Here is a 25723-nt window from a genome sequence, read left to right as displayed (position 1 = left end):
CGTCACTCGGGCATGCTCTCATCCCAGTGCAATCGGGGCCGGTCCTGCGGGATCGGCCCCGATTGCATCCGTGCCTGCCTTTCAATGGAACGGGTGCCTCCCTTGGGGAGGGTGCCCTGCCCGCCTACCGGTCGATCGATGAAAAAAACCCGCCTCGCTGCCGCCTTCGCCTCCGCCTTCGCCGCTTTCTCCTCCCCCGCCCATGCCGACGACCCGTTCATGCCCCGCGTGACGATCGATGCCTCGCGCATCAGCCAGCTCGGCATCGCCGATTCGGCCAGCGAAGGCATCGTCACGCAGCGCCAGCTGGAAGCGCGCACCACGTACCGCCCCGGTGAACTGCTGGAGGCCACGCCCGGCCTGATCGTGTCGCAGCACAGCGGCGAGGGCAAGGCCAACCAGTTCTACCTGCGCGGCTTCAACCTCGACCACGGCACCGACCTGCGCACGACGGTGGACGACATGCCCGTCAACCAGCGCAGCCATGCGCATGGCCAGGGCTGGACGGACCTGAACTTCGTGATCCCGGAACTGGCCACCACGCTGTCGTACAAGAAGGGGCCGTATTCGGCCAGCACGGGCGACTTCGGTTCGGCCGGCGCCACCGACCTGACGTACGCCAACCGCCTCACCAGCGGCATCGCCAACCTGTCGGTGGGCCAGAACGGCTATGGCCGGGGGCTGATCGCCGACTCGCTCGCAGCGGGCGGGGGCAACCTGCTGTATGCGCTGGAGACCATGCACAACGACGGTCCGTTCACGCAGGGCGACAATTACCGCAAGGTGAACGGCGTGCTGCGCTACAGCGAGGGCTATGCCAACAACGGCTTCCACATTTCGGCGATGGCCTACCGCGCCAAGTGGAATTCGACGGACCAGATTCCGCAGCGCGCCGTCGACAACGGCACGCTGGGCCGCTTCGATGCCGTCGACCCCACCGATGGCGGCGGCGCTCACCGCTACAGCCTGTCCGGCGCGTGGCAGCGCACGACGGACGAAGCTACCACGCGCGTGTCGGCCTACGCCATTGCCAACCGCCTGGAACTGTTCTCGAACTTCACCTACTACCTGGACGACCCGGTCAACGGCGACCAGTTCGCGCAGCCGGACCGCCGCGTCACCACCGGCTTCGATGCCAGCCACGCCTGGCACACGCACACCGACACGACCACGTCCACCACCACGCTGGGCGTCACGGCGCAGAACGACAATATCCATAACGGCCTGTACAACACGAAGGCGCGCCAGGTCACGGCCACCACGCGCCAGGACCATATCGTGGAAACCAGCGCCGCGCTGTGGCTGGAAAACCAGACGCGCTGGAACCCGTGGCTGCGCAGCGTGGCCGGCGTGCGCGCCGACCGCTACCGCTTCGACGTGGCGAGCGACCGCGCGGAGAACTCCGGCAAGGCCAACGACACGCTCGTCTCGCCCAGCGGCAGCCTGATCTTCGGGCCGTGGCGGAAGACGGAGTTCTACGTCAACGCCGGCCAGGGCTTCCACAGCAACGATGCGCGCGGCACCGTGATCAGCGTGGATCCGAAAACGAACGAGGCGGTGGACCGCGTGACGCCGCTGGCCCGCTCGCGCGGCATGGACCTGGGCGTGCGCACCGAGATCATTCCGGGCCTGCAGACGTCCCTGTCGCTGTTCCGCCTGGACTTCGATTCCGAGCTGGTATTCGTGGGCGATGCCGGCACCACCGAGGCGGGCCGGCCGAGCCGCCGCCGCGGCATCGAGTTCTCCAACTACTACAAGCCCGTCAAATGGCTGTCGCTCGATGCCGACCTGGCCTACGCGCGCGGCCGCTACAAGGACAGCGATCCGGCCGGCGACCATATCCCCGGCGCGGTGGAAGGCGTGGCGCAGTTTGCCGCCACGTTCACGCCGGAGGGGCCATGGTCCGGCGCGATCCGGGCGCGCTGGTTCGGCCCCCGCCCCCTGGTGGAGGACAACAGCGTACGGTCGGCCGCCAGCATGACGCTCAATGGCCGCGTCGCCTACCAGTTCGGCCGCCGCACGCACCTTGAGCTGGAAGCGTTCAACCTGACCAACCGCCGCGATGCCGCCATCACCTATTACTACGCGTCGCAGCTGAAGGGCGAGACGGCACAGGCGGACGATTACCACTTCCACCCGCTCGAATCGCGCTCGGTCCGCTTGTCCCTGACTCACAATTTCTGAATCGGGACGTCAGACCCACACCTGCCGGCCCAGGTCGTACAATAGGGAATTGTTTATTGACGCATCCACTTTTCCCATGGCTCCCGACTTCACTCCGCCCGACCAGGTAACGCACGCATTGCGCACGCAGGGCTGGGCCCTGCTGGCGCCGGACGAGGTGGCGGCGCTGTCCGGCACGCCGCTGGCGCAGCTGCGTGCGCTCGCCGCCAGCTGGGACGACCTGGAGCTGGACAACTACCTGAAGGACGGCGGGCGCTACCGGCGCCGCCGCCATTCCTGCTTCATCCAGCGCGAAGACGAGCTGGCGCAGACGGCGCACCGCGCGCACTGGCAGAGCGTGGAGTACAACGCGCTGCATGGCGGCATGCACCGGCTGTTCGCGCCCGTGCTGCCGGACACCGTCGCGGCGCCGGTCTGGCAGGGCCTGCTGACGGCGCTGGGCCGCCTGTTCACGGCGGTGCGCACCGATGCTTCCCACGCGCCCTGGTACGTGGAAGCCCATCAGTTCCGCATCGACACGGCGGACGGCATCGGCCGCCCCACCCCGGAAGGCGCGCACCGCGACGGCGTCGACTTCGTGGCCGTGATCCTCGTCGGCCGGCACGCCATCAAGGGCGGCGAAACGCGCATCTTCGAAGCGCACGGCCCGAACGGCAAGCGCTTCACGCTCACCGAACCGTGGTCGATGCTGCTGCTGGACGACGCCACCGTCATCCACGAATCCACGCCGATCCAGCCGCTGGGCGAACACGGCCACCGCGACACGCTGGTGATCACCTACCGCGGCGGCGCCTTCCAGGGCGAGCCGCAGGCCTGAACCACCGTTCAATCCGGCAAAATTGCGACCGCGGGCGCCACGGCGCCAGCGTTTCCTTTATAGTCAAAAATAATCAATACAAGGGACATCCTGTGGACTCCAGCTACGAAATCGAACCCGGTGAAATCGAGATCCTGATCGTCGAGGACAGCCCGACCCAGGCCGAACGGCTGCGCCGCCTGATCCAGTCGGTGCGCTACAAGGCCCGCGTGGCCGGCAATGGCCGCCTGGCGATGGAAGCGATCCGCGAACACAAGCCGCACCTGGTGCTGTCCGATATCGTGATGCCGGAAATGGATGGCTACGCGCTGTGCCGCGCCATCAAGGCCGATCCGACCCTGCGCGACATTCCCGTCATCCTCGTCACCTCGCTGAACGATCCGAAGGACATCATCCGCGGCATCGAATGCGGCGCGGACAATTTCATCCGCAAGCCGTATGCGGAAGACTACCTGCTCAACCGTATCGGCCAGATGCTGGTCAACCAGAAGCTGCGCCGCAACCAGAACATGGAAGTGGGCATCGCCCTGTACCTGGGCGAGCAGAAGCATTTCATCAACGCCGAACGCCAGCAGATCCTGGACCTGCTGATCTCCACCTACGAGCAGGCAGTGCAGGTGAACAGCGAGCTGCAGGCGCGCGAACGCCAGGTCATCGAGCTGAACATGCGCCTGGCCCACCATGCCGGCCAGCTGGAAACCATCAACCGCGAGATCGCGCTGAAGAACGTGGAGCTGGCCGAAGCGAGCCGCATGAAGTCCGCCTTCATCGCCAATATGTCCCACGAGCTGCGCACGCCGCTCAACGCCATCATCGGTTTCACCGGCGCGCTGCTGATGAAGCTGCCCGGCCCGCTGACGGACGAGCAGGACAAGCAGCTGAACACGATCCGCTCCTCGGCCCGCCACCTGCTCTCGCTGATCAACGACATCCTCGACGTGGCCAAGATCGAGGCCGGCAAGGTGACGATGACGATCGAATCCGTGCAGTGCCAGGAACTGGTGCGGGAAGTGGGCGAGACGCTGCGGCCCCTCGCCGCCCAGAAGGGCCTGGAACTGGAGATCGCGCTGGAAGAGCAGCCGATCGTGCTGGGTACGGACCGCCGCGCGCTGAAGCAGATCCTCATCAACCTGGCCAACAACGCCATCAAGTTCACCGAGAAGGGGTCGGTGCGCGTGGCGCTGGCCCAGGGCCGGCAGGACGACGGCACGCCCGTCGTCGAATTCTCCGTGGCCGACACGGGCGCCGGCATCCGCGAGGAAGACCAGGCCAAGCTGTTCCAGGCCTTCTCGCAGCTCGACTCCACGTCGACCCGCCATGCCGAAGGCGCCGGCCTGGGCCTGTACCTGTGCCAGAACCTGGCCAATGTGCTGGGTGGCGCGCTGACGTTCACCAGCGAGTTCGGCAAGGGCAGCGTGTTCACGCTCCAGCTGAAGAAGTAACTCCTCACTTTCGCCGCGCAGCGGCGCCCGGGCGCCTGGGCCTCACTGCTCAGCCCGTGTCCACTTCGGGGTCAGTCACCGAAGTGGACACGGCCTGATCTATAGCGATCGGTTTTGGCTGGAGATACCGCAGTTCCACGTGCCAGCTCATCTTCAAGCCATGGATCGCGCGTGCTACGGCTCAGTCCGTGTCCACTCTAGTGCCTGACCCCGAAGGAGACACGAGCTGGGCGGTAGCGGCGGGACCGGCCGGTGTGCGGCGTCTTGTCTGCGGCGTCCTTGACGATGCGCGTGCCGTGTCGACATCCCCCTTCCGACCCGCGTCGGCACGCCGCGCCTCAGGTGGTTGCTGCCCTTCGACAGCCGAGTGGGGTTTTCACAACCATCGAAAAATTTTTCGAAGTGATCAATTTCGTGACTTGCAGGCTGCTCTGCTGAAGAACTGGCGGGATTTCTCTTCAGAAGCTGATTCATTTCGGCCAAATCCTGTCCTGGCCAAATATTGTTGCAGTGCACATGGACATTGGAAACGGTTCCGCCGCAACGTGGCCCGCGCACCGTAGATTTACGGTATTGCACCGCAACATGGACGCCGCTATAGTGGAACTGTCTCCTCCAAGCGTTCTCCGAACAATTGGAACTCGCCCGCGGCCCCTGGCTCGCGGGCTTTTTTTTGGCCGGTCGGTATCCGTGAGGTCACGGAAGCCGGCGGTGTGTCGAATTTGTTCGGCGGATGCCGCGGAGAATGGCGGTGCGGCGGAGAATTTGGTTCGGCGGGGAATTTGCTGCGGCGGATGTCGCTGAAAACGGTGGCGCGGTGGGGAAATTGCTGCGGCGGATGTCGCGGAGAACAGCGGCGCACCGGGTCTGCCCCACAGTGCCCGGGACCGGGAGCTCGGAAGCCGGCAGGCCCGCGGGTCTGACCACAGCTTTTTGCTGGCGCAGTCACCGCGCATGCGAAAGTCCGGGGTCAGACCCGCGGCATCGACAGCAACCGGATGGACAGCCCCGGGCGCAATGGGTCAGACCCCGTGGCGCATCGGTCCAGGGCGAACACGTCGCTCCCGGGTCCGGGCATAAGCCCCCAGCGTTCAGGCCGTAGGCCGGAACAACGCCACGCCCTGCCCCTTCGGCATGTGAGGGAAAATCGCCGCCAGCTGCGCGTCGCGCAGGCGCAGGTGCCGCTCCACCACCTGTGCCAGCACCGCGCGGAAATCGGTCGTTACCGGCAAATCGCGGCCTTCGTTGAGCGCATCGGGCGCCAGACCCCGCCAGTCGCCCAGCACCTGCCCGCCATTCACGCCACCGCCCAGTACCCACATCACATTGCCGTGCCCGTGATCCGTGCCGCGGTTGCCGTTCTCGCGCGCCGTGCGGCCGAATTCGGACATCACCACGATCACAGTATCGTCCAGCATCGGCCCCAGCCGCTCCGCCAGGATCGCCAGGCCCTGCCCCAGCGGCGCGAGCCGGTTGGCCAGCTGGCCGGTGGCGGCGCCCTGGTTGGCGTGCGTGTCCCAGCCGCCCAGCGCGATGAAGGCCAGCTGCATCTTCGGGTCATTGCGCAGCAGCGTGGCCAGGCGCGCGGCATCGTCCGGAAAACCGTTCGGCAGCGGCGCACCGTTGTTCGCGGCCATCATCTGGGCGGCCATCGGCGACGCCGCCGCATCGATCACTTCGCGCCGCGCCTCGCGGCCGGCCCGGTAGGCGCCCCCGAAGCGCGCGTGGTCCAGGTACAGCTGGTCGAACGCGGCCGCCAGCGCCGGCGATTCCAGCGCGCCCGGCTTCACGGCGGCCGCGCCGTTCGGCAGGTTGACGGTGGCGGCCCGCCCCGCCAGGATGCGCGGCATCACGGGCCCGATCCCGAGCGCGCGGGTGGGCGTGGAGGTGCCGGGCAGCGTGGCCACCAGGCGGTTCATCCAGCCATCCTGCGTGGCCTTCACGCCTGGCGTGGCGGACTCCATGTAGTCCTGCGCATCGAAGTGCGAGCGCGTGGTGTCCGGCGAGCCGCTGGCATGGACGAAAGCCAGCTTCTTCGCTTCCCACAGCGGCAGCAGGGGTGCCAGCGCGGGATGCAGCCCGAAGCGGCCATCGAGCGTTAGCGCGCCGCCTTCGCTGCCGGGCAGTCCCAGCGCGATGGTCGGGCGCAGCGCCGCGTAATGGGGATCGGTGACCGGCGCGACGACGCTCAGCCCGTCGACGGCGCCGCGCAGCATCACGACCACCAGTTTCTTCTGCGTCGGCTGGCCATCGCCCGTGAAGGCCCAGGCAGTCCGGCCGACGGGGATCGCCAGGCCGGCGCCCAGCGCATGGAGGAAGGTACGGCGATGCATGGGAACTCCTTTCAGCGCTAGCGCTGCATGAAATCCGGACTGCCGAGCAGCAGCGCGGCATGCAGCTTCGGCGCGGCGGCGGCGGCCATCTCGCGCGTGCGGTGCGACAGGAGCGGGCCCAGCGCCCCGGCCACCGCGGCCGCATCGGCATCCTTGCCCAGCGTGCTGGCCAGGCCGATGCGGATGCCCAGCGCGTCCGGGTTCAGCCACGCTGCCTCGGTGTCGTCATAGCCGTCCGGTGTCTGGCAGCCGTACAGCGGCATGCCCAGGCGGGACAGCGCACCGGCCAGCTTCTTCGCCTCCGCCGTTTCCATCGGCACGGCGCTGGCGCGCGCGGCCGAGACCACGTACTGGTACGGCGTCTTGAACTTGGCACCGGCCGCGCCGTCGTCCAGGAATTCGGGACTGGCGAACAGCGTGCGCAGCACCGTGCGGATGTCGCCATCGGAAGTCATCCAGGCGCGCGTCATGCGCTCGACCAGCGCGGGAGGCGGCACGTCGCGCACGAAGTAGCGGGCCAGCTTCGTGCTCACGTAACGGGCGGTCGAGGGGTGCATCGCCAGGATGTCCAGCGCGATCTCGCCTTCGCGCAGGCCATCGCCGCTTTTGTCGCCCTCCTTCCTGCCGGCCACGGAGCGGCCCAGCCAGGTCTTCATGCCGCCGTCGTGGCGCTTCGGGTCGAAGTAGAACATCTCGTTCGCGTCGGCAAGCTGCTTCGGCCGGAAGGTCCATCCCGTCAGCATGCGCGCCAGTTCCGTCACGTCGGCCTGCCGGTAGCCGCCATCGACGCCCAGCGTGTGCAGCTCCATCAGCTCGCGCGCGTAGTTCTCGTTCAGGCCATTCGCCTTCGACACGCTGTTGTCGAGGTAGGCCAGCATGGCCGGATGATGGGCGGTGGCGCCCAGCAGCTCGCGGAAGCGGCCGAACACGTGGGGGCGAATGGCATCGCGCTCGAAGCTCGCGGCCAGCGCGCGCACATCGCCCTTGCCGGCGAAGACGTTGAAGTGGTTGAACCAGAAATCCGTCATCACCTCTTCCAGCTGGCGCGGGCTCCTTACCGCGCGCAGCAGCCGGGCTTCGGCCGCTTCGTCCGTCAGCTGCTTGTTGACGGCACGCTGCCGGGGATTGCTGCCGTCGCCCAGCTTGTCAGCCGCGCGCGCATCGAGCAGGCGGCGCAGCGCCACGCCGGGCGCTTCGGCCTGCGTCGTCAGCCCGCCCAGGCGCGTTTCCAGATCGGCCGGCAGCGGGATCGCCGCAGGATCCAGTTGTTCCTCGATATAGCGTGCGGCGCCGAGCTGCGTGACGCGCGCCACGTCGCCGGGACGGGGCCCGTACGCCAGCCGGTTCAGCACGTGCGCAGCGGCCGCTTCGCCGGCCAGCGGCGCGGCCAGAACAGGCTGCGACAGGGCTGAAAGCATCGCGCCGAGGGCGATCAGGCTGCGTGGGAAGGTCCGCATGGCGCCTCCGGGATCGAAACCAACGTTATACCCCTGCCCGGCCGCGCTGCCAAAGCCGGGTTTGTAACGAATGTATCTGGAACATTTCCTGGAAGATCACTTCAAACGGCCGATTTACTTATATCAATCGTTTTAATTCTATGATTTAATAACCGGATGATCGACAAATCCCCTTCCCGGAAACCCCGTGCCGACGGCGAGCAATCGCGCGACCGGCTGCTGAACGCGGCCCGCCAGCTGTTTGCCGCGAAGGGGTTTTCCAATACCTCCACGCGCGAGATCGCCCTGGGCGCGGGCGCCAATGTGGCGGCCATCAGCTACTACTTCGGCGACAAGGCCGGCCTGTACCGCGAAGCGCTGATGGACTGCATGCCGTCGCCGGAGCAGAACATCGCCCAGTACGACGATCCCGGCTTCACGCTGCGCCAGGCGCTGGAAGGCTACTACCAGCAGATGCTGGCGCCGATGATGGAGGGCGACACCGCCGACCTGCGGCTGCGCATGTGGCTGCGCGAGGTGCTGGAGCCCACCGGCATCTGGCAGAACGAGGTCGACAACGGCATCCGGCCCGAATTCATCGCGCTGGCCGGCGTGCTGGCGCGGCACCTCGAATGCCCGGCGGACGACGAGGTGTACCGCCTGGTGCATGCGGTGGCGGCGCTGGGTGCGCACCTGATGATCTCGCGCGACATCATCGCCGCCGTCACGCCGTACCTGCTGGAAGGGCCGGATGCACTGGCCGGATGGATTCCGCGACTGGCCGACTACGCCGAGGCCATCGTCGCGGCCGAACGCAACAGAAGAACGAAAGGAACAGCATGAGGTATCTCCCCCGAGCCGCAGCGACCGCGCTGGCGGTGGCCATGGCGCTGTCGGCGTGCGCCGTGTCCGGTCCCGCGCCGCAGGTCGATGCGCAGCAGCCGCCCCAGTGGCAGGCACCGTTGCCGCACCAGGGCAGCATCAACCAGCTGTCCGGCTGGTGGCGCAGCCAGGGGGATCCGCTGCTGGCGCGGCTGGTCGATGCGGCGCAGGCCGTGAGCCCCACCATCGCGTCGGCCCGCACGCGCATCGCCAGCGCCCGCGAACAGCGCGTGGCCGCCGGGGCCGCGCTGGCGCCATCGCTCGATGCGATCGTCACGTCCAGCCGTACCAGCCAGCAAAGCACATCGCTGCCCGTGAACACCACGTCGCAGGCTCTGCTGCAGGCCTCGTGGGAGATCGACGTGTTCGGTGCCAACCGCGCCGTGCGCGATGCGGCGCAGGCCCGCCTCGAAGGCGCGCAGGCGGGCTGGCACGATGCCCGCGTATCCGTGGCGGCCGAAACGGCCAACACCTATTACGACCTGCGCGCCTGCGAGCGCCTGCTGGACGTGGCGCGCCAGGATGCCGCCTCGCGCGCCGATACGGCGCGCCTGACGGAACTCACCGCCAAGGCAGGCTTCCAGGCGCCGGCCGATGCGGCTTTGTCGCGCGCCAGCGCGGCCGATGCCGCCAACCGCGAACTGGCCCAGCGCGCCCAGTGCGACGTGGACGTGAAAGCCCTCGTCGCCCTGACGGCCATCGCCGAACCGGAACTGCGCAGCAGCCTGGCCGCGGCAGCGTCGGACCTCACGCCGGCGCAGGGCATCGCCATCGACAGCCTGCCCGCGCAGACGCTGGCGCAGCGGCCGGACGTGTTCACGGCCGAACGGGAAGTGGCGGCTTCCAGCTTCGAAGTGGGCGGCGCCCGCGCGCAGCGCTATCCGCGCCTGTCGATCGCCGGCTCCATCGGCCGCGGCCAGATCCGCGCCGGCGGCGAGAGCGTCACGGCCAATACGTGGAACATCGGTCCCGTGCAGGTGTCGCTGCCGCTGTTCGACGCAGGCCGCCGCCGCGCGTCCGTCGAGGCCGCGCAGGAACGCTACGAAGCGGCCGTGACCACCTACCGCGGCAGCGTGCGCCAGGCCGTGCGCGAAGTGGAGGAAGCGCTGGTCAACCTGCAGAGCACCGACCTGCGCACCGTGCAGGCGCAGACCGCGCTGGAAGGCTACCGCGCCGCGTTCACCGCCGTGGACGACCGCTACAGGAATGGCATGGCCACGCTGTTCGAACTGGAAGACGCGCGCCGCACCCGCCTGGCGGCCGAGAACGCGATGGTGGCGGTACAGCGCGAACGCAGCGCCGCCTGGATCGCCCTGTACCGCGCGGCCGGCGGCGGCTGGAACCGCAACGACCTGACCGCCACCGCATCCACCTCTGCGAGCAACTGAGCGCAACCGAGAGCAACTGAGCAACCGAGAGCCACCGAGACCATGAAGAAGACCGATAAAAAACCCGCCCCGCTGCTGAAGACCAGGCCGCTCGCCTTTGCGCTGCTGGCCGCCTGCATCCTGCCCACCGGCGGCATCGCCCTGTACGGCGCCAGTGCAGCGTCGAACGCCGCGGAGGAGAAGAAGCCCGTGCAGCGTCCGGCGCTGACGGTGACCACGACCCGCCCGCAAACGGCCTCGCTGCCGGTGCGCCTGACCGCCAACGGTAACGTGGCTGCCTGGCAGGAAGCGTCGCTGGGCAGCGAATCGAACGGCCTGCGCCTGACGGAAGTGCGCGTCAACGTGGGCGACGTGGTGAAGAAGGGCCAGGTGCTGGCCGTGTTCTCCGCCGACACGGTGAACGCCGACGTGGCGCAGGCCCGTGCCGCGCTGGCCGAGGCGCAGGCCAATGCCGCCGAGGCGCAGGCCAATGCAAAGCGCGCCCGCGCCGTGCAGGCCAGCGGCGCCCTGTCCGAACAGCAGATCTCGCAGTACCTGACAGCCGAGCAGACCGCCAACGCGCGCATTGAATCGGCGCGCGCCACCCTGTCGTCGCAGCAGCTGCGCCTGAAGTACACGCAGGTCGTGGCACCGGATGCGGGCGTGATCTCGGCGCGCACCGCCACCGTGGGCTCCGTGGTCGGCACGGGCACGGAACTGTTCCGCATGATCCGCCAGGGCCGCCTGGAATGGCGCGCCGAAGTGACGGCGGCGGACCTGAAGACGATCCAGGTGGGCTCCACCGCCGTCGTGAAGGCCGCCAATGGGAGCGCACTGACGGGCAAGGTGCGCATGATCGCGCCGACCGTCGACACGCAGACGCGCTCCGCGCTGGTCTACGTCGACCTGCCGCCGGACCTGCGCAGCAACGCGCCGTTCAAGGCCGGCATGTATGCCAGCGGCCACTTCGAGCTGGGCAACTCCGGCGCACTCACGCTGCCGCAGCCGGCCATCGTCGTGCGCGACGGTTTCCCGTACGTGTTCCGCCTGAACGCCGATTCGCGCGTCAGCCAGGTGAAGGTGCAGACGGGCCGCCGCGTGGGTGACCGCATCGAGGTTTCCGGCGTGCCGGGCGAGACCACCGTGGCGCTGAACGGCGCCGGCTTCCTGAACGATGGCGACCTGGTCAAGGTTGTCAGTGCACAGGCGGCTTCGCCAGCCGCCGCCCCGGTGCGCGCCGCGAAATAAGGAGCTGCAATGAATTTCTCCGCCCTGTCGATCCGGAACCCCATTCCGGCGATCATGCTGTTCGCGCTGCTCACGCTGGCCGGACTGCTGGCCTATAAAGCCAATCCGGTGCAGGACTTCCCGGACATCGAGCTGCCCATCGTCACCGTCAGCGCCTCGCTGCCCGGTGCCGCGCCGGCGCAGCTGGAAACGGAAGTGGCCCGCAAGATCGAGGACTCCGTCGCCACGCTGCAAGGCGTCAAGAACATCTACACCAAGGTGCTCGATGGCGTGGCCACGGTCACCGTCGAATTCATCCTCGAGAAGAACATCTCGGACGGCGTCAACGAAGTGCGCGACGCCGTCTCGCAGGTGCGCGCCGACATGCCGGCCGAAGTGCGCGAACCCGTGGTCAGCAAGGTCTCCACGGCCGGCCGCGTGGTACTCACCTTCACCGTCGCCAACAAGGCGGGCAGCGCGTCGAAGATCGACGATGCCGACCTGTCCTGGTTCGTCGACAACACCGTGTCGAAACGCATGCTGACGGTGCCCGGCGTGGGTTCGGTCGGCCGCGTGGGCGGCGTCGACCGCGAGATCCGCGTGGAGCTCGACGACGAACGCATGGCCGCGCTGCGCGTCTCGGCGCTGGACGTGTCGCGCCAGCTGCGCCTGACGCAGAAGGAAGCGCCGGGCGGGCGCGGCGACGTGTCCGGTGCCGAGCAGTCGGTGCGCACCATCGCCACCGTGCAGTCGGCGCAGGCGCTGGCGGCAATGGACATCCCCCTCGGTGACGGCCGCCACGTGCGCCTGGACCAGGTGGCGACCGTCACGGACACGATCGCCGAACCGCGCGCCATCGCCACGCAGGACGGCGTGCCGGTGGTGGCCTTCGAGATCTTCCGCACCAAGGGCGCCAGCGAAACGGCGGTGGCCGAAGGCGTGCGCGCCGCGGTGGACCAGCTGCGCAAGGAAAACCCCAACCTGGAACTGAAGCAGTCGATCGACAACGCCTTCCCCGTCGAGGAAAACTTCGACGGCTCGATGGAGCTGCTGTACGAAGGCGGCATCCTGGCCGTGATCGTGGTGTTCTGGTTCCTGCGCGACTGGCGCGCCACGCTGGTGGCCACCGCCGCGCTGCCGCTGTCGGTGCTGCCCGCATTCCTGGGCATCTACTGGTTCGGCTATACGCTCAACACGGTCACGCTGCTGTCGCTGGCGCTCGTGGTGGGCGTGCTGGTGGACGATGCGATCGTGGAGATCGAGAACATCGAGCGCCACCTGAAGATGGGCAAGACGCCGATGCAGGCGGCGCTGGAAGCGGCCGACGAGATCGGCATGGCCGTGATCGCGACCACGTTCGCGCTGGTGGCCGTGTTCCTGCCGACCGCCTTCATGGGCGGCATCCCCGGCAAGTTCTTCAAGCAGTTCGGCTGGACCGCCGTGCTGGCCGTGCTGGCCTCGCTGGTGGTGGCGCGGCTGCTCACGCCGATGATGGCCGCCTACATCCTGAAGCCCCTGAAGCACAAGGAGGAGAAGGATGGATGGCTGATGCAGCGCTACATGCGCACGATGAAGTGGTGCCTGCACCACCGCCTCGTTACCGCCATTGCCTCGCTGGTGTTCTTCGTCTGCTCGATCATGCTGGTGGGCCTGCTGCCGACGGGCTTCGTGCCGGCCGCCGACCGCGCCCAGACGCAGATCAACCTGGAACTGCCGCCCGGCTCCACCCTGGCGCAGACCAGGGCGGCAGCCGAACAGGCCCGCGTGGCAGCGATGGCCGTGCCGGGCATCACGGGCGTCTTCAGCTCGATCGGCGGCGGCTCGTCGGGCGACGCGTTCGCGCCGGGCGCCTCGGCCGAAGCGCGCCGCGCCGTGCTCACAATCACCACCGTGCACCGCACCGACCGTCATGAAACGATGGCCGAGATCGACAGTGCGCTGCGGGCGAAGCTGGTGGACATCCCCGGCGCCCGCTTCACGGTGGGTCCGCCGGACACGGGCGTGAAGATGCAGCTGGTGCTGCAGTCGGAAGATCCGGTGGCGCTCAATGCCGCGGCGCGCCAGGCCGAACGCGAACTGCGCTCGCTGCACGGCATCGGCGGCGTCACGTCGTCGGCCTCGCTGGTGCGGCCGGAAATCATCGTGCGGCCCGACTTCGCCCGCGCGGCGGAACTGGGCGTGACGGCCAATGCCATCGGCGAAACGGTGCGCGTGGCCACCGCCGGCGACTACGACTTCGACCTGACGAAGATGAACCTGCCGGAACGCCAGGTGCCGATCCGCGTGAAGCTGCCGGACGCCGTGCGCGCCGACCTCGATGCGATCGGCCGCCTGACCGTCCCGGGCCGCAACGGCCCCGTGCTGCTGGGCACCGTGGCGGACATCACGATGGAAAGCGGCCCGGCGCAGATCGACCGCCTGAACCGCAGCCGCAACGTGACGCTCGACGTGGAACTGGGCAGCCGCTCGCTCGGTGAGCTGAACACGGAGGCGCGTGCGCTGCCGGCCCTGCGCAACCTGCCGCCCAACGTGAAGATCGCGGAACTGGGCGATGCGCAGGAGATGGCGTCGCTGTTCGCCAGCTTCGGCATCGCCATGGCCATCGGCGTGCTGTGCATCTACGGCGTGCTGGTGCTGCTGTTCAAGGACTTCATGCAGCCCGTGACGATCCTGGCCGCCCTGCCCCTGTCGATCGGTGGCGCCATCGTGCTGCTGCTGATCACGGGCCGGGCCCTGTCGATGCCGTCGATGATCGGCCTGATCATGCTGATGGGGATCGTGACGAAGAACTCGATCCTGCTGGTGGACTACGCGATCCTGGCGCGCGAGGCGGGCATGAGCCGCTTCGATGCGCTGGTGGATGCCTGCCACAAGCGCTCGCGCCCGATCCTGATGACCACCATTGCGATGGGTGCCGGCATGATGCCGCTGGCGCTCGGCCTGGGCGCCGACCCGAGCTTCCGTTCGCCGATGGCGATCACGGTGATCGGCGGCCTGATCACCTCGACGTTACTGAGCCTGCTGGTGGTGCCGGCCGTGTTCACCTACATCGACGATGCCGAGCACTGGCTGGGCCGCATGGTGCAAAAGCTGCGGCATAAAGATGGCTCTCACAAGGATAGTCATGGCAGCCATCCGGAGCATGCGGAAACGCGGCCCGAAGTGGTGTGATGGGAAAGGGAGCGATGCGCTCCCGATAAAAAAGCGGCGCCGGATTTCCGGCGCCGCTTTTTTTTGGGGCGCAGCCCCGCTGGCCCATCGCCTTCAGCCCTTGTGCTGGACTTCCTCTGAAGCGATCTCCGCCAGGTCCACCAGCGCCTGCAGCTCCGCCGAACGGAGGCGGCGCGGTTCGCGGTCGATCACGCACAGCGTGCCGAGCGCCTGGCCGTTCCCGTCGCGCAGCGGCACGCCCGCGTAGAAGCGGATGCGCGGATCGCCCTGCACCAGCGGATTGTCGCGGAAGCGGGGATCGATGGCGGCGTCCTCGACGACGAACGGCTCGTCATGCAGCACGGCGTGCGAACAGAAGGCCCAGGCGCGCGGCGTTTCTTCCGTCTCCAGGCCGACCTTCGCCTTGAACCACTGCCGCGATGACGTCAACAGGGAAACCAGCGCGATCGGCGAACCGGTCACGAGGGAGGCGAGACGGACGATGCGCTCGAAGCGCTCTTCCGGCGGCGTGTCGACGAGGCGCGACGACTCGAGCGCCACGAGACGCGCCGCTTCCTCCCGGCCGACCGGATAGTCGGGCGTGGCGGCGGGCTGGAACTCGAGCGGCGAGACGTGCGACAGCGCCGCTTCGACGGCCTGGCCGACGGTCGAGTTCTGCGACGGCGTGCGGTCCATCAGGCTGCGGATGCTCGACATGCGCGTGCGGCGATGGCCGCCCGGCGTCTTCCAGGACGCGATGGCGCCGTTCTCCATCCACATCTGGACGGTGCTGGTGGCCACGCCCAGCATGCGGGCGGCGGCGGTGGTGGTCAGGATCGGATCCTTGGAATTTGGCATGAAATGTTCCTTTGGGCGCCAGTATAGCCGCCGCTGTCGCCCCTGTGTCACAGCAGCGGGCTGAATTTGACGAATTTGATGTATTTGCGCGAATACATCGGTAAATTCGTCAGATCTTATTGCGTTGCGGAAAAATTTAGGGCATTATGCCAACTGATTTCATCAAATTCCACTCTTTTCTATTTCGAAAGTCCCATGGACGCCTATCGCAACGCGCGCATCGCCACCAAGCTGTATTCGGCATTCGCCCTCGTTCTCCTCTTTACGGTCGTGCTGGCAGTGTTTGCCATTTCGCGCGTCAATTCCATCGATGCGGCCCTCGACGCCGCGAGCACGCTGCGCCGCACGCAGCTCGATCCGCTGATCGAGGCCCGCGAACAGCTTGCGCAAACGGGCATCTCGGCGCGCAATGCCTACATCTTCGACGACGTGGCCGCGGCCACGCGCGAGCTGGACCTGGTGGACAAGCACAAGGCGCAGTACCTGGCAGTGCTGAAGAAGACCGATCCGCTGATGCAGGACAATGCCCAATACCGCGTGGTGCGCGAAGGCCTGCTGTCGATGGCGCGTGAACTGGAACGGCCGCGCCGTTATGTGGCAGCGGGCGACAAGGCCGGCTACGGCAAGTTCCTCGTCGAGGAATGCACGCCGCTGCGCCGCCGCATCGTGGCCGACATGGCCGTACTGATGCAGGAACTCACCCGCATCAATGCCAACGCCACGACCAGCGCGAAGGCCGAGGCGGATCACGCCAGCTACTGGATCGCCACGCTGTCCATCGTCTGCGTGGTGCTGTGCATCGCCGTGGGCATGACGATCGTGCGCAGCCTGGCGCGCCAGCTGGGCGGCGAACCGGCCTATGCGGCCAGCGTGGCGCGTGCCATCGCCCGCGGCGAACTGCATCGCCAGGTCGACACCGGCACGGCGCATGGCAACAGCCTGCTGGCGGCGATGCGCACGATGCGCGACAGCCTGTCGGGCATCGTCACCAATGTGCGCGGCGGCACCGATGCCATCGCTTCCGCCTCCGCCGAAATCGCCTCCGGCAACCTGGACCTGTCGAACCGCACGGAAGCCCAGGCCGCCGCGCTGTCGCAGGTGGCCACGTCCATGAAGCAGCTGATCACGTCGGTGCGCGCCAATGCCGATTTCGCCGAAGAAGCCAGCCAGCTGTCGCAGCAGGCATCGGCCACGTCGCGCCAGGGGGGCGAGGCGGTGGAAAGCGTCGTCACCACGATGAACCTGATCAACGAGTCGTCGAAGAAGATCGTCGACATCATCGCCGTCATCGATGGCATCGCGTTCCAGACCAATATCCTGGCGCTGAACGCCGCGGTCGAAGCCGCGCGGGCCGGTGAACAGGGCCGCGGCTTTGCCGTCGTCGCCACCGAAGTGCGCAGCCTGGCGCACCGCTCGGCCGCCGCCGCCAAGGAGATCAAGGCGCTGATCGAGGATTCGGTCAGCAAGGTCAACACCGGCACCGCCCTTGTCGACGACGCCGGCCAGACGATGAAGAATGTGGTCGACGGCATTGCCCGGGTGACGCAGATCGTGCAGGACATCTCCAGCGTCAGCCGCGCGCAGAGCGAGGACATCGACTCCGTCGACACCGCCATCGCCCAGCTCGACGACATGACCATCCAGAACGCGGCCCTCGTCGAACAGGCCGCCGCCGCCGCCCAGTCGCTGCAGACCCAGGCCGACCAGCTGGCCGGCGTCGTGCACACCTTCCAGCTCGAAGCAGCCTGATTTTCACTGCAGCCGGGTTCGTGTCCACTTTGGGGGTGAGGCTGGGAATTCGCGAAATCTATTTCGCGCCTGCCGAACGGTGCATCCATACGAGGATGCACTCCTTCCAACCCCCTAGATAGCGTTGTCCTGGTCCCAGGCACCTTGACAAGCGAACGCATGCATAAAAGTGTGCGCTAACCTCTGGCCCCAGCTTTTCCAGCAGCGACACGCCTACCGGCTAATTGTCGAGGCCGTGTCCATGTCGGGGTCTGACCCCACGGTGGACACGGGCCGGGCTGTATCAGCGGGCCGTCCCTGCCGGCGCGCTGTACCCGCCCCCCATCACCCGATACAGATCGACGGATGCCGTGAGCAGCCGCGCCCGCAGCTGCAACCGTGCCACGTCCGCCGCATACAGGCTGCGCTGCGCATCGAGTTCTTCCAGATAGGCCGCATAGCCGTTGGCATAGCGGTTGTGCGCGATGCGCAGCGTTTCGGCCGCCGTGGCACGGCGCGCGTCGTTCTGCACCACCTGCTCGCGCAGGCGCGTGACGGCATCGAGGCCGTTTTCCGTTTCCACGAACGCCTGCCGCACCGTGTTCTCGTACGTGACGAGCGCCTGGTTGCGCACGGCCGCGGCGGAATCGGTGGCCGCCTGCACGCGCCCGGCATCGAACAGCGGCGCGGCCAGCGTGCCCGTCAGGCGCCACAGCCGCGCCGGCGCATGCAGCAGGTCGGACAGCTCGCCGGACTGGATGCCGCCCGCAGCCGTCAGCCGGAACGTGGGCAGCAGCTGGTCGCGCGTGGCGGCCAGCTGCGCGTTGGCGGCCACGATCGCCTGCTCGGCGCGGGCGATGTCGGGCCGGCGCCGCAGCAGGTCCGACGGCAGGCCGGACGGCACCGGCGGCGGCACCAGCTCGGCCAGCGTGCGGCCCCGTGCAATCGGGCCGGGCGAGGCGCCGGACAGCAGCGCCAGCGCATTTTCCTGCTCGAAGATCTGCCGCTGCAGCTGCGGCACCTGCTCGGCCGCCGTGTCGTACTCGGCCTGCGCCTGCAGCCATTCCAGCCGCGAGCTGTAGCCCACTTCGAACTGCCGGCGCGCCAGGTCGCGCGAACGGGCGCGCAGTGCCAGCGTGGCCTGGGCCAGCTCCAGCTGCGCATCCAGCCCGCGCAGGTTCAGGTAGCCGCTGGCGACATTGGCCGCGATCGACAGCCCCACCGCCTCCAGGTTCGCCTGCTCGCCGCGCAAGGTGGCGGCCGCCGCTGCCGTGGCATTGGCCAGCCGGCCCCACACATCGAGTTCATACGCCGCCTGCACTTCCAGCGGGAACACGTTCGTCACGTACGGCTGGCCCGTCACGGCCGACAGCGTGCGCGTGCGCGTGGCGCTCGTATCGAACGACAGCGTGGGTTGTAGCGCCGCCGAAGCGGCCCGCACGCGCGCGCGGAAATCCTCGATCCGTTCGCGCGCCACGCGCAGGTCGCCATTGTTGGCCAGCGCCGTGCTCACCAGGGCCGCCAGCGCGGGATCGTCGAACGACTGCCACCACGCGGCATCGACGGGCAGGCCGCTGCCGCCATCGGGCAGCGGTGCGCGCCACTGCTGCGGCACCTGCAGCGTGGACGCGGGCGGCGGCGCGACCCGTGCGGCGCAGCCGGCCAGGGACAGCATTGCCAGCAGCAGTGGTACTGCCCTCATCGCTTCGTCCCCGTGGCAGGTGCCGGTGCCGGATTGGTCTCCGCGTCATTGAGCACGGCCGACGTGTCGATGCTGACGATGACGGACATGCCGGGCCGCAGCCGCTCCGCCAGCTTCTGGCCGCCATCGATGCGGATACGCACCGGGATGCGCTGGGCGATCTTGACGTAGTTGCCGGTGGCGTTATCGGCCGGCAGCACGGAGAATTCCGAGCCGGTGGCCGGCGAGATGCGCTCCACCTGGCCCGTCAGCAGCGCACCGTCGAGCGCATCGACCTTGAACGTGGCGCTCTGGCCCACGCGCACGCCGTTCATCTGCGTCTCCTTCAGGTTGGCGATCACCCACATCTGCCGCGGCACGAGGCCCATCAGCTGCGCACCCGAATTGACGAAGGCGCCGCGCCGCACGGAGACCTGGCCCAGCTGGCCGTCACCGGGCGCGACGATGCGCGTGTTGTCCAGGTCCACCCTGGCCGCCTTCAGCGCCGCCTCGGCATTCTCCACCGCGGCTTCCAGCGAGGCACGGTTGACGGTCACGGAGGTCGACTGCTGCCGCGAGATCTCCACATTGGCCTGTGCCTGCGCCACGGCCGCCACGGCCTGTGCCCGCGCAGCCCGCTGCGCATCCCGTTCGCGCTGCGACAGCGAGCCGTCTTCCACCAGCTGCTCCACGCGGCCCAGGTCGGCGTTGGCGCGGCTGGCCTGCGCCCGCGCATTGGCCAAAGCGGCTTCCTGCAGTGCGATGGTGGCGGCGGCGCTGCGGCGCGTCTGCTGCCAGTTGGCCAGCGCGGCCTGCTGCGCCGCCAGTTGCGCTTCGGCCTGTTCGTAGCGCTGCTCGTAGATGCGGCGGTCGATCTCCACCAGCAGGTCGCCCTTCCTGACGAACTGGAAGTCCTGCACATGGACCTCGGTGACATAGCCGGAGAGCTGCGTGCCGATCACCGTCACCTGCCCCCGCACCAGCGCATTCTCCGTCGACACGATCGGGCTGGTGAACGGCGGCAGCCGCCACGCGTACAGCACGACCAGTACGCCGATCAGCGCGATCAGCGCGAAGCCGACGATGGCGAACCACTGGTGCGGCCGGTCCGGCTGGGCGGGCGGCGCCACCGGCTCGGCCGGCGAGACGGGCGTGATGATGGGCGGTGCCTTGGTGTCGGTGGTGTTGGTGGTGTCGTTGGCGCTCATTGGTGCTCGTTTTATCAGGATCCGGAGTTGTTAAGTGAGACCTTGGCCATGCCCGTCTGGGCGTTCTGCACGGGCGCGGCGGCGCGGCGCGCCGTGAACAGCTGCCACAGGTGCTGCAGCACTATCCACGCCAGCGTGCCGACGGCCACGATGGCGATCAGCAGGAACACGTCGTTGTAGGCCAGGATATTGGCTTCGCGGGTGGCCGCCGCGCCCAGCACGGCCACGCCTTCGGCACTGCGCAGCGTGGGGTCCATCAGCGTGCCGCCATAGGCCGCCCCGCCCGACTGCACGCGCGCCGCCACCAGGGGGTTCATCAGCGTGAGGTGTTCCACCAGCTGGCTGGAATGGTATTTTTCGCGCAGCACCTGCACGGTGCCGACGATGGCCGAACCCAGCAGGCCGCCCAGGTTCTGCGTCATGGAGAACATGAGCGAGAAGCTGATCAGGTTCTTCGGCTGCGCGATGATGGCGCCGAAGCCGGAGACGAACACGGGGCCGATGAAGAACACGCCGGCAAACGCCAGCAGCGCCTGGCTGACGTACATCTGCGCGGGCCGCGTAAGATTGGTGGCATGCGAATCCATCCAGGCGCCGATCGCCATCAGCACCAGCGAGAACATCAGCGAGACGTTGATGCGGCCGGGCGAAATGGTCAGCGCGCTGGCCGCCATGCCGGCGACGCTGGCCACCAGCGTGACGAGCCACAACCCCCGCATCTGGTCGTTCTGCAGGCCCAGCGCCTGCAGGAAGCCGACGGTGCCGGTGGCCTCCGACTGCACGATGCGGATCAGGAGCACGGCCAGCGCCAGCCGCACCATGTTTGCCGTCGTCAGCCAGCGGATGTTCAGGAGCGGATTGCGGCGGTTGTGCTCGATCGTGACGGCGGCGGTAAACAGGATGATGCCGCCGACCAGGCACCAGCCCAGCCACGGCGTTTCGAACCACCAGTACACGCGGCCCATCGCCAGCACGGCGCACAGCAGCGCCACGCCCGGCGCGAACAGGGCGAACGTGAGGAAGTCCATTTTCTCGAACGCGCGGATGCGGTCGCCCGGCGGCAGCTTCAGCAGCAGCACGCAGCCGAGCGACAGCAGCACCATGCCCAGCTCGAACGAATACAGGCCGCGCCATTCGGCGATCTCCAGCAGCTCGGTGGAGAACAGCCGCGCCACCGGCAGCGCCAGCTGCGAGAAGCCGACGCCCAGCACCACGCCCTTCAGGCGGTGCTGGGCAGGAAACGCCTGCAGCGTGTAGTACAGGCCCAGCACCGTCAGCGCGGCGCCGCACACGCCGCTGGCCGCACGCACGAAGATCGCCGATCCCAGCCCGTGCACGAACAGGTGGGCCAGCGTGGCGATCGCATACAGCACCAGGAACAGTTCGGTGAACAGCCGGAGGCCGAACTGCTGGCGGAACTTCACCAGCAGCAGGTTCATGGAGACATTGGCCATCACGTAGGCGGCCGGCAGCCACTGGATCTCCGCCTGGAACACGCCCAGCGATCCCTGCGCATACAGCAGGTTGACGGAGACCAGCGCATTGCCCAGGCCACCCGTGATCGCCACGATGAAGCCCACGATCAGGTAGGCGATGCGGCGCGGCGTGGAATGCAGGGGCGTGGACGGGGAGCCCGGCAGATTGGGGCGTTCGTGCGGCTTCCAGGCCTGGGGAGCGTAGACGTCCATGCGTGATGAAAAATTGAATGACGATGTGATGACGAGCAGGATGAGCATAGCACCGGCGGGCGCCATCTTCGGGCCCGCTTGGCTGCCGGCAGGGGAACCGGTGCTTATGGCAGAGCCGGAGCCCGGTCCGCCACAATGCAGCAGGGCCGCCCTCCCTGCGGAGAGCGGCCCTGCTGCGCGATGCTAACGGCGGATTACACCATCGGCGGATCGGTCTCGCGCACCCACACGCGGTGGCCGGCGATGGCCAGCTTGAACGCGGTCAGCGCGGCGGCGGCATCGGCCGGCGTGGCGCCGATGATGCCCGGATCCGGCGTGCCGTCCGGCAGGTTGGCCGGAATGTCGGCCTTGGCCAGCAGGTTGCCGCCGCCATCGACCACCATGATCGGCTTGCAGTGGCGGTACTGCAGGCGCACGAACTCCAGCGCATGCGCATCCATGGCCAGCGCGGCGGAAGCCGCCTCGCCACCCGGGATCACCATCGCGTCGTAGATGACGGCAGGGCCGGCTTCCAGCGTGATTTCCACGTCCAGCGTGTCGCCCGCGGCTCCAGTGATCTTGCCCAGCTTCTGGCCGACATAGCGCGGCACGGCGCCATCGGCCAGCAGGCCTGCGTAGATCGCGCGGGCGCCATCGAGGTCCGTGCCGTTGCCGACCAGGATCGCCACGCGGCGCGTGTGCACGCCGGTGCTGCCCGGACGGGCCAGCAGCGACAGCGCCGCCGACGGCTCGTAGTCGTGCAGCGGCCGCGTGGTGGCCAGCGGCTGCGGTTCCGGCACTTCCAGGCCCAGGCCATCGGCCACCGCGTTGACCAGCGTGGCATCCACGTTGGCCAGCATCGCCAGCGTGCGCACGCGGATCGCCGGCACCGTCACGCGCGTCAGCTCGAAGCGGAAGGCGCCCACGATGTGCGCCTGCTCGACCGGCGTCTGGCTGTGATAGAACAGGCGCGCCTGCGAGTAGTGGTCGGCGAACAGTTCCGGCCGGCCGCGCACCTTGTCTTCGCCGACCGCGGTCTGCGGGTAGCTGGTGAAGCCCGCCGTACCGGCCTGGTACGGCACGCCGCCGCCCAGCGAATTCGGCTCGTACGACACGCGGCCGCGGTTGATCGTCTGGCGGTGCATGCCGTCGCGCTGGTTGTTGTGGACCTGCGTGACGGGCGCGTTGATCGGGATCTCGTGGAAGTTCGGACCGCCGAGGCGCGACAGCTGGGTGTCCACATACGAGTGGATACGGCCATGCAGCAGCGGATCGTTGGTGAAGTCGATGCCCGGGATGATGTGCGCGGTGCAGAAGGCCACCTGCTCGGTCTCGGCAAAGAAGTTGTCCGGATTACGGTTCAGGACCATCTTGCCGACCGGCTGCACGGGCACCAGTTCTTCCGGCACCAGCTTGGTCGAATCGAGCACGTCGAACGGGAAGCTGTCGGCCTGTTCTTCCGTGAACACCTGCAGGCCCAGTTCCCATTCCGGGAATTCGCCCGCTTCGATCGCTTCCCACAGGTCGCGGCGGTGGAAGTCGGGATCGGCACCGCTGATCTTCACGGCTTCGTCCCACACCAGCGAGTGCGTGCCCTGCAGCGGCGTCCAGTGGAATTTCACGAACACGGATGCACCCGCCGCATTCACCAGGCGGAAGGTGTGCACGCCGAAGCCCTGCATGGTGCGGTAGCTGCGCGGGATGGCGCGGTCGGACATGGCCCACATCAGCATGTGCATCGATTCCGGCATCAGCGAGACGAAGTCCCAGAAGGTGTCATGCGCGCTGGCCGCCTGCGGCATGGCGTTGTGCGGCTCCGGCTTCAGTGCGTGCACCAGGTCCGGGAACTTCATCGCGTCCTGGATGAAGAACACGGGGATGTTGTTGCCCACCAGGTCCCAGTTGCCTTCGTCCGTGTAGAACTTCACGGCGAAGCCGCGCACGTCGCGCGCCGTATCGGTCGAACCGCGTTCGCCGGCCACGGTGGAGAAGCGCACGAACACGGGCGTCTTCTTGCCGGCCTGCTGGAACGGCGCGGCGCGCGTGATGTCCGACAGGTCCTTGTACGCTTCGAAATAGCCGTGCGCGGCCGAACCGCGTGCGTGCACGATGCGCTCGGGAATGCGCTCATGGTCGAAGTGCGTGATCTTCTCGCGCAGGATGAAGTCTTCCATCAGCGTGGGGCCGCGCAGGCCCTGCTTCAGCGAATCCTGGTTGCTGGCGACGGGCACGCCCTGGTTGGTCGTCAGCACGCGGTCGTTCGAATCGGCGCGCACGCGGTCCAGCGGGGCGATGGTGTTGTTGACACCGATCGGCGGCTGGCCGCTGCCCGTCTTTGGCGACGCGACGTTCTCGACGGCCGTGCTGGCGGTCACGATGTCGGCATCCGGCTTGGCCGTCTGGCCGGGCTGCGGCGTGCGCGCGGCATCGCCATATTCGCCGGCCTTGTTGGCGTTGTAGCCAACCTTGGCGGCGAGGTCCATGCCGCCGGCCTGCTTGGCCAGCAGCACGTCGCCTTGCGGATTGCCGTTGCCCAGCGAAGCGGGCGGCGTGGCGGTGGACGGACCGCTCACGGTGGACAGGATCGAACCGGCGCCGTCGACGCCGTTACCCTTCTTTGGTTTGGTCATTTGCGTTTTCTCGTCAGAGGTTGAACAGTTATCGGAACAGGGCGATCAGGATGATGATGGGCAGCGGCACACCCAGCATCCACAAAAGAATCGAGCGCATGTGAGTCTCCTTGTCTAGGTACTGATTAGTTGATGCGGTCGCGCAGGCGGCCGCCGAAGGTGGCCGCCAGGCTGGCAACGAACGCGCCCAGCAGCAGGGCCACGAACATCCACAGGGCGGAGTGGGCGGCAGCCTTGCGGGCTTCTTCCGCCGCGGCCTTGGCCTTGGCCTTCGCATCGGCGACGGCTTTCGTCGTGCGGTTGTACACGTCGTCGACGCGGCGTTCCGCGTCCTGCTGGGCGATGCCGGTGCGCTTGGCCACGATGGTGGCCAGGTACTGGCGGTCGTCCGGGGGCAGCGCATTGCCCTGCAGGGCCGCGGTGACGATGCGGTTCACTTCGGCGCGGGTGCCGTCGTCGCCGGCCGCAGCCGTGCCGTCGCCGCGCAGCAGCATGTCGCCGTAGTAGCTGGCCACGCCCTGACCTGCGTCGCCGTTGCTTGCAGCCTTGCCGGCAGCCGTGGCGCCGGCTGCCGTCGCACCGGCCACCGCGGTACCGGCATCGATCGCGCCGCTCAGGGCAGCGCGCACGCCGCCGGCCAGCAGGGCCACCGTCAGCAGCGTGGCAACGGCCCAGGCCAGCAGGCCATGCGCCGTGTCGCGGAAGTAGACTTCATCGGTATGCACGCCGGCCCAGCGCGTGCGCAGGCGGCCCGCCATGTAGCCGCCGATGCCGGCCGCGGCCAGCTGCGTGAAGGCCAGCCAGACGATGGCGGCGGTACCCAGCGGCGCATCGTTGTACGAATACGGCGACACGGACGACAGGCCCAGGCCGAGGCCCAGGATGATCAGGATGAACGACAGTGCCGCGGCGGCCAGCGCGCCGGCAATGATGGCGCCCCAGGACGTAGCGGACGCGGGCGCGGCGGCCGACAGCTCCGCAGCCGCGATGCCGGACGTGCCGACGGTATTTCCGGATGTGATCATCTATTTCCCCTTCTCTATATTTTCGGCGCCATAACGCGAGCCGGCCATGCGTCGCAGGACACATGGCCGGGTCTCCCTTGCCACCTCA

At 68.0% G+C, this 25723-nt stretch carries 16 protein-coding genes; 8 read left to right on the top strand and 8 right to left on the bottom strand.

From position 1 onward, the window contains the following. Window positions 1-138: 138 nt before the first annotated feature. The 3 genes from IP91_RS15935 (at window position 139) to IP91_RS15925 (ending at window position 4443) form a co-directional block, all read left to right on the top strand. Complete coding sequence (locus tag IP91_RS15935) at window positions 139-2184, top strand: TonB-dependent receptor (protein WP_145650062.1); 2046 nt, start codon at window positions 139-141, stop codon at window positions 2182-2184. 76 nt (window positions 2185-2260) lie between these two features. Further along, on the top strand, window positions 2261-3001 hold the full coding sequence (locus tag IP91_RS15930; protein WP_145650061.1) for a 2OG-Fe dioxygenase family protein: 741 nt from the start codon (window positions 2261-2263) through the stop codon (window positions 2999-3001). 92 nt (window positions 3002-3093) lie between these two features. Then, window positions 3094-4443 (top strand): hybrid sensor histidine kinase/response regulator, encoded by a 1350-nt coding sequence (locus IP91_RS15925; protein WP_145650060.1) that lies wholly within the window; start codon window positions 3094-3096, stop codon window positions 4441-4443. A gap of 1091 nt (window positions 4444-5534) precedes the next feature. On the opposite strand, the gene IP91_RS15920 is transcribed toward IP91_RS15925, so the two are convergent. Continuing rightward, window positions 5535-6776: a DUF1501 domain-containing protein gene (locus IP91_RS15920; protein ID WP_145650059.1), complete on the bottom strand. Its 1242-nt coding sequence runs from the start codon at window positions 6774-6776 to the stop codon at window positions 5535-5537. Between the two features lie 17 nt (window positions 6777-6793). Next, the gene (locus IP91_RS15915; RefSeq protein ID WP_145650058.1) at window positions 6794-8233 is read right to left on the bottom strand and encodes a DUF1800 domain-containing protein; all 1440 of its coding nucleotides are present in this window, start codon (window positions 8231-8233) and stop codon (window positions 6794-6796) included. A gap of 156 nt (window positions 8234-8389) precedes the next feature. On the opposite strand from IP91_RS15915, the gene IP91_RS15910 reads away from it, so the two are divergent. Genes IP91_RS15910 through IP91_RS15895 form a run of 4 tightly spaced genes read left to right on the top strand, consistent with a single transcriptional unit; the run spans window position 8390 to window position 14859 of the window. Continuing rightward, a complete protein-coding gene (locus IP91_RS15910) occupies window positions 8390-9055 on the top strand; it encodes a CerR family C-terminal domain-containing protein (RefSeq protein WP_145650057.1) in 666 nt (221 codons plus the stop codon). After that, a complete protein-coding gene (locus IP91_RS15905; protein WP_229474511.1) occupies window positions 9052-10482 on the top strand; it encodes an efflux transporter outer membrane subunit in 1431 nt (476 codons plus the stop codon). Before IP91_RS15910 ends, IP91_RS15905 begins: the two co-directional genes overlap by 4 nt. 42 nt (window positions 10483-10524) lie before the next feature. Next, entirely contained in the window at window positions 10525-11709 is a 1185-nt protein-coding gene (locus IP91_RS15900; protein WP_145650056.1) for an efflux RND transporter periplasmic adaptor subunit, read from the top strand. 9 nt (window positions 11710-11718) lie between these two features. Continuing rightward, window positions 11719-14859, top strand: a complete 3141-nt coding sequence (locus IP91_RS15895) for an efflux RND transporter permease subunit (RefSeq protein ID WP_145650055.1) — start codon at window positions 11719-11721, stop codon at window positions 14857-14859. A gap of 93 nt (window positions 14860-14952) precedes the next feature. On the opposite strand, the gene IP91_RS15890 is transcribed toward IP91_RS15895, so the two are convergent. Then, entirely contained in the window at window positions 14953-15696 is a 744-nt protein-coding gene (locus IP91_RS15890) for a GAF domain-containing protein (RefSeq protein ID WP_145650054.1), read from the bottom strand. Window positions 15697-15891: 195 nt separating this feature from the next. Here IP91_RS15890 and IP91_RS26815 point away from each other — a divergent pair, with 195 nt between their 5' ends. Beyond that, complete coding sequence (locus tag IP91_RS26815) at window positions 15892-17445, top strand: methyl-accepting chemotaxis protein (RefSeq protein ID WP_145650053.1); 1554 nt, start codon at window positions 15892-15894, stop codon at window positions 17443-17445. A gap of 283 nt (window positions 17446-17728) precedes the next feature. Here IP91_RS26815 and IP91_RS15880 read toward each other — a convergent pair whose 3' ends face one another. From IP91_RS15880 to IP91_RS15860, 5 genes are all read right to left on the bottom strand, one after another. Next, complete coding sequence (locus tag IP91_RS15880; protein ID WP_145650052.1) at window positions 17729-19126, bottom strand: efflux transporter outer membrane subunit; 1398 nt, start codon at window positions 19124-19126, stop codon at window positions 17729-17731. After that, the gene (locus tag IP91_RS15875) at window positions 19123-20313 is read right to left on the bottom strand and encodes an HlyD family secretion protein (RefSeq protein WP_145650051.1); all 1191 of its coding nucleotides are present in this window, start codon (window positions 20311-20313) and stop codon (window positions 19123-19125) included. The genes IP91_RS15880 and IP91_RS15875 overlap by 4 nt, the downstream gene beginning before the upstream one ends. Before the next feature lie 14 nt (window positions 20314-20327). Continuing rightward, window positions 20328-22001 carry an MFS transporter gene (locus IP91_RS15870; RefSeq protein ID WP_145650050.1) on the bottom strand — a complete coding sequence of 558 codons (1674 nt, stop codon included), beginning with the start codon at window positions 21999-22001 and terminating at the stop codon, window positions 20328-20330. Between the two features lie 194 nt (window positions 22002-22195). Beyond that, window positions 22196-24610 carry a catalase gene (locus IP91_RS15865; protein WP_145650049.1) on the bottom strand — a complete coding sequence of 805 codons (2415 nt, stop codon included), beginning with the start codon at window positions 24608-24610 and terminating at the stop codon, window positions 22196-22198. Window positions 24611-24735: 125 nt separating this feature from the next. Then, entirely contained in the window at window positions 24736-25635 is a 900-nt protein-coding gene (locus IP91_RS15860; protein ID WP_229474509.1) for a hypothetical protein, read from the bottom strand. Window positions 25636-25723: the final 88 nt, after the last annotated feature.

The sequence above is a fragment of the Pseudoduganella lurida genome (assembly GCF_007830455.1).
Classification (GTDB): domain Bacteria; phylum Pseudomonadota; class Gammaproteobacteria; order Burkholderiales; family Burkholderiaceae_D; genus Rugamonas; species Rugamonas lurida.
The sequence above is the reverse complement of the archived record's forward strand: the minus strand, read 5'-3'. Positions and strand labels throughout refer to the sequence as shown.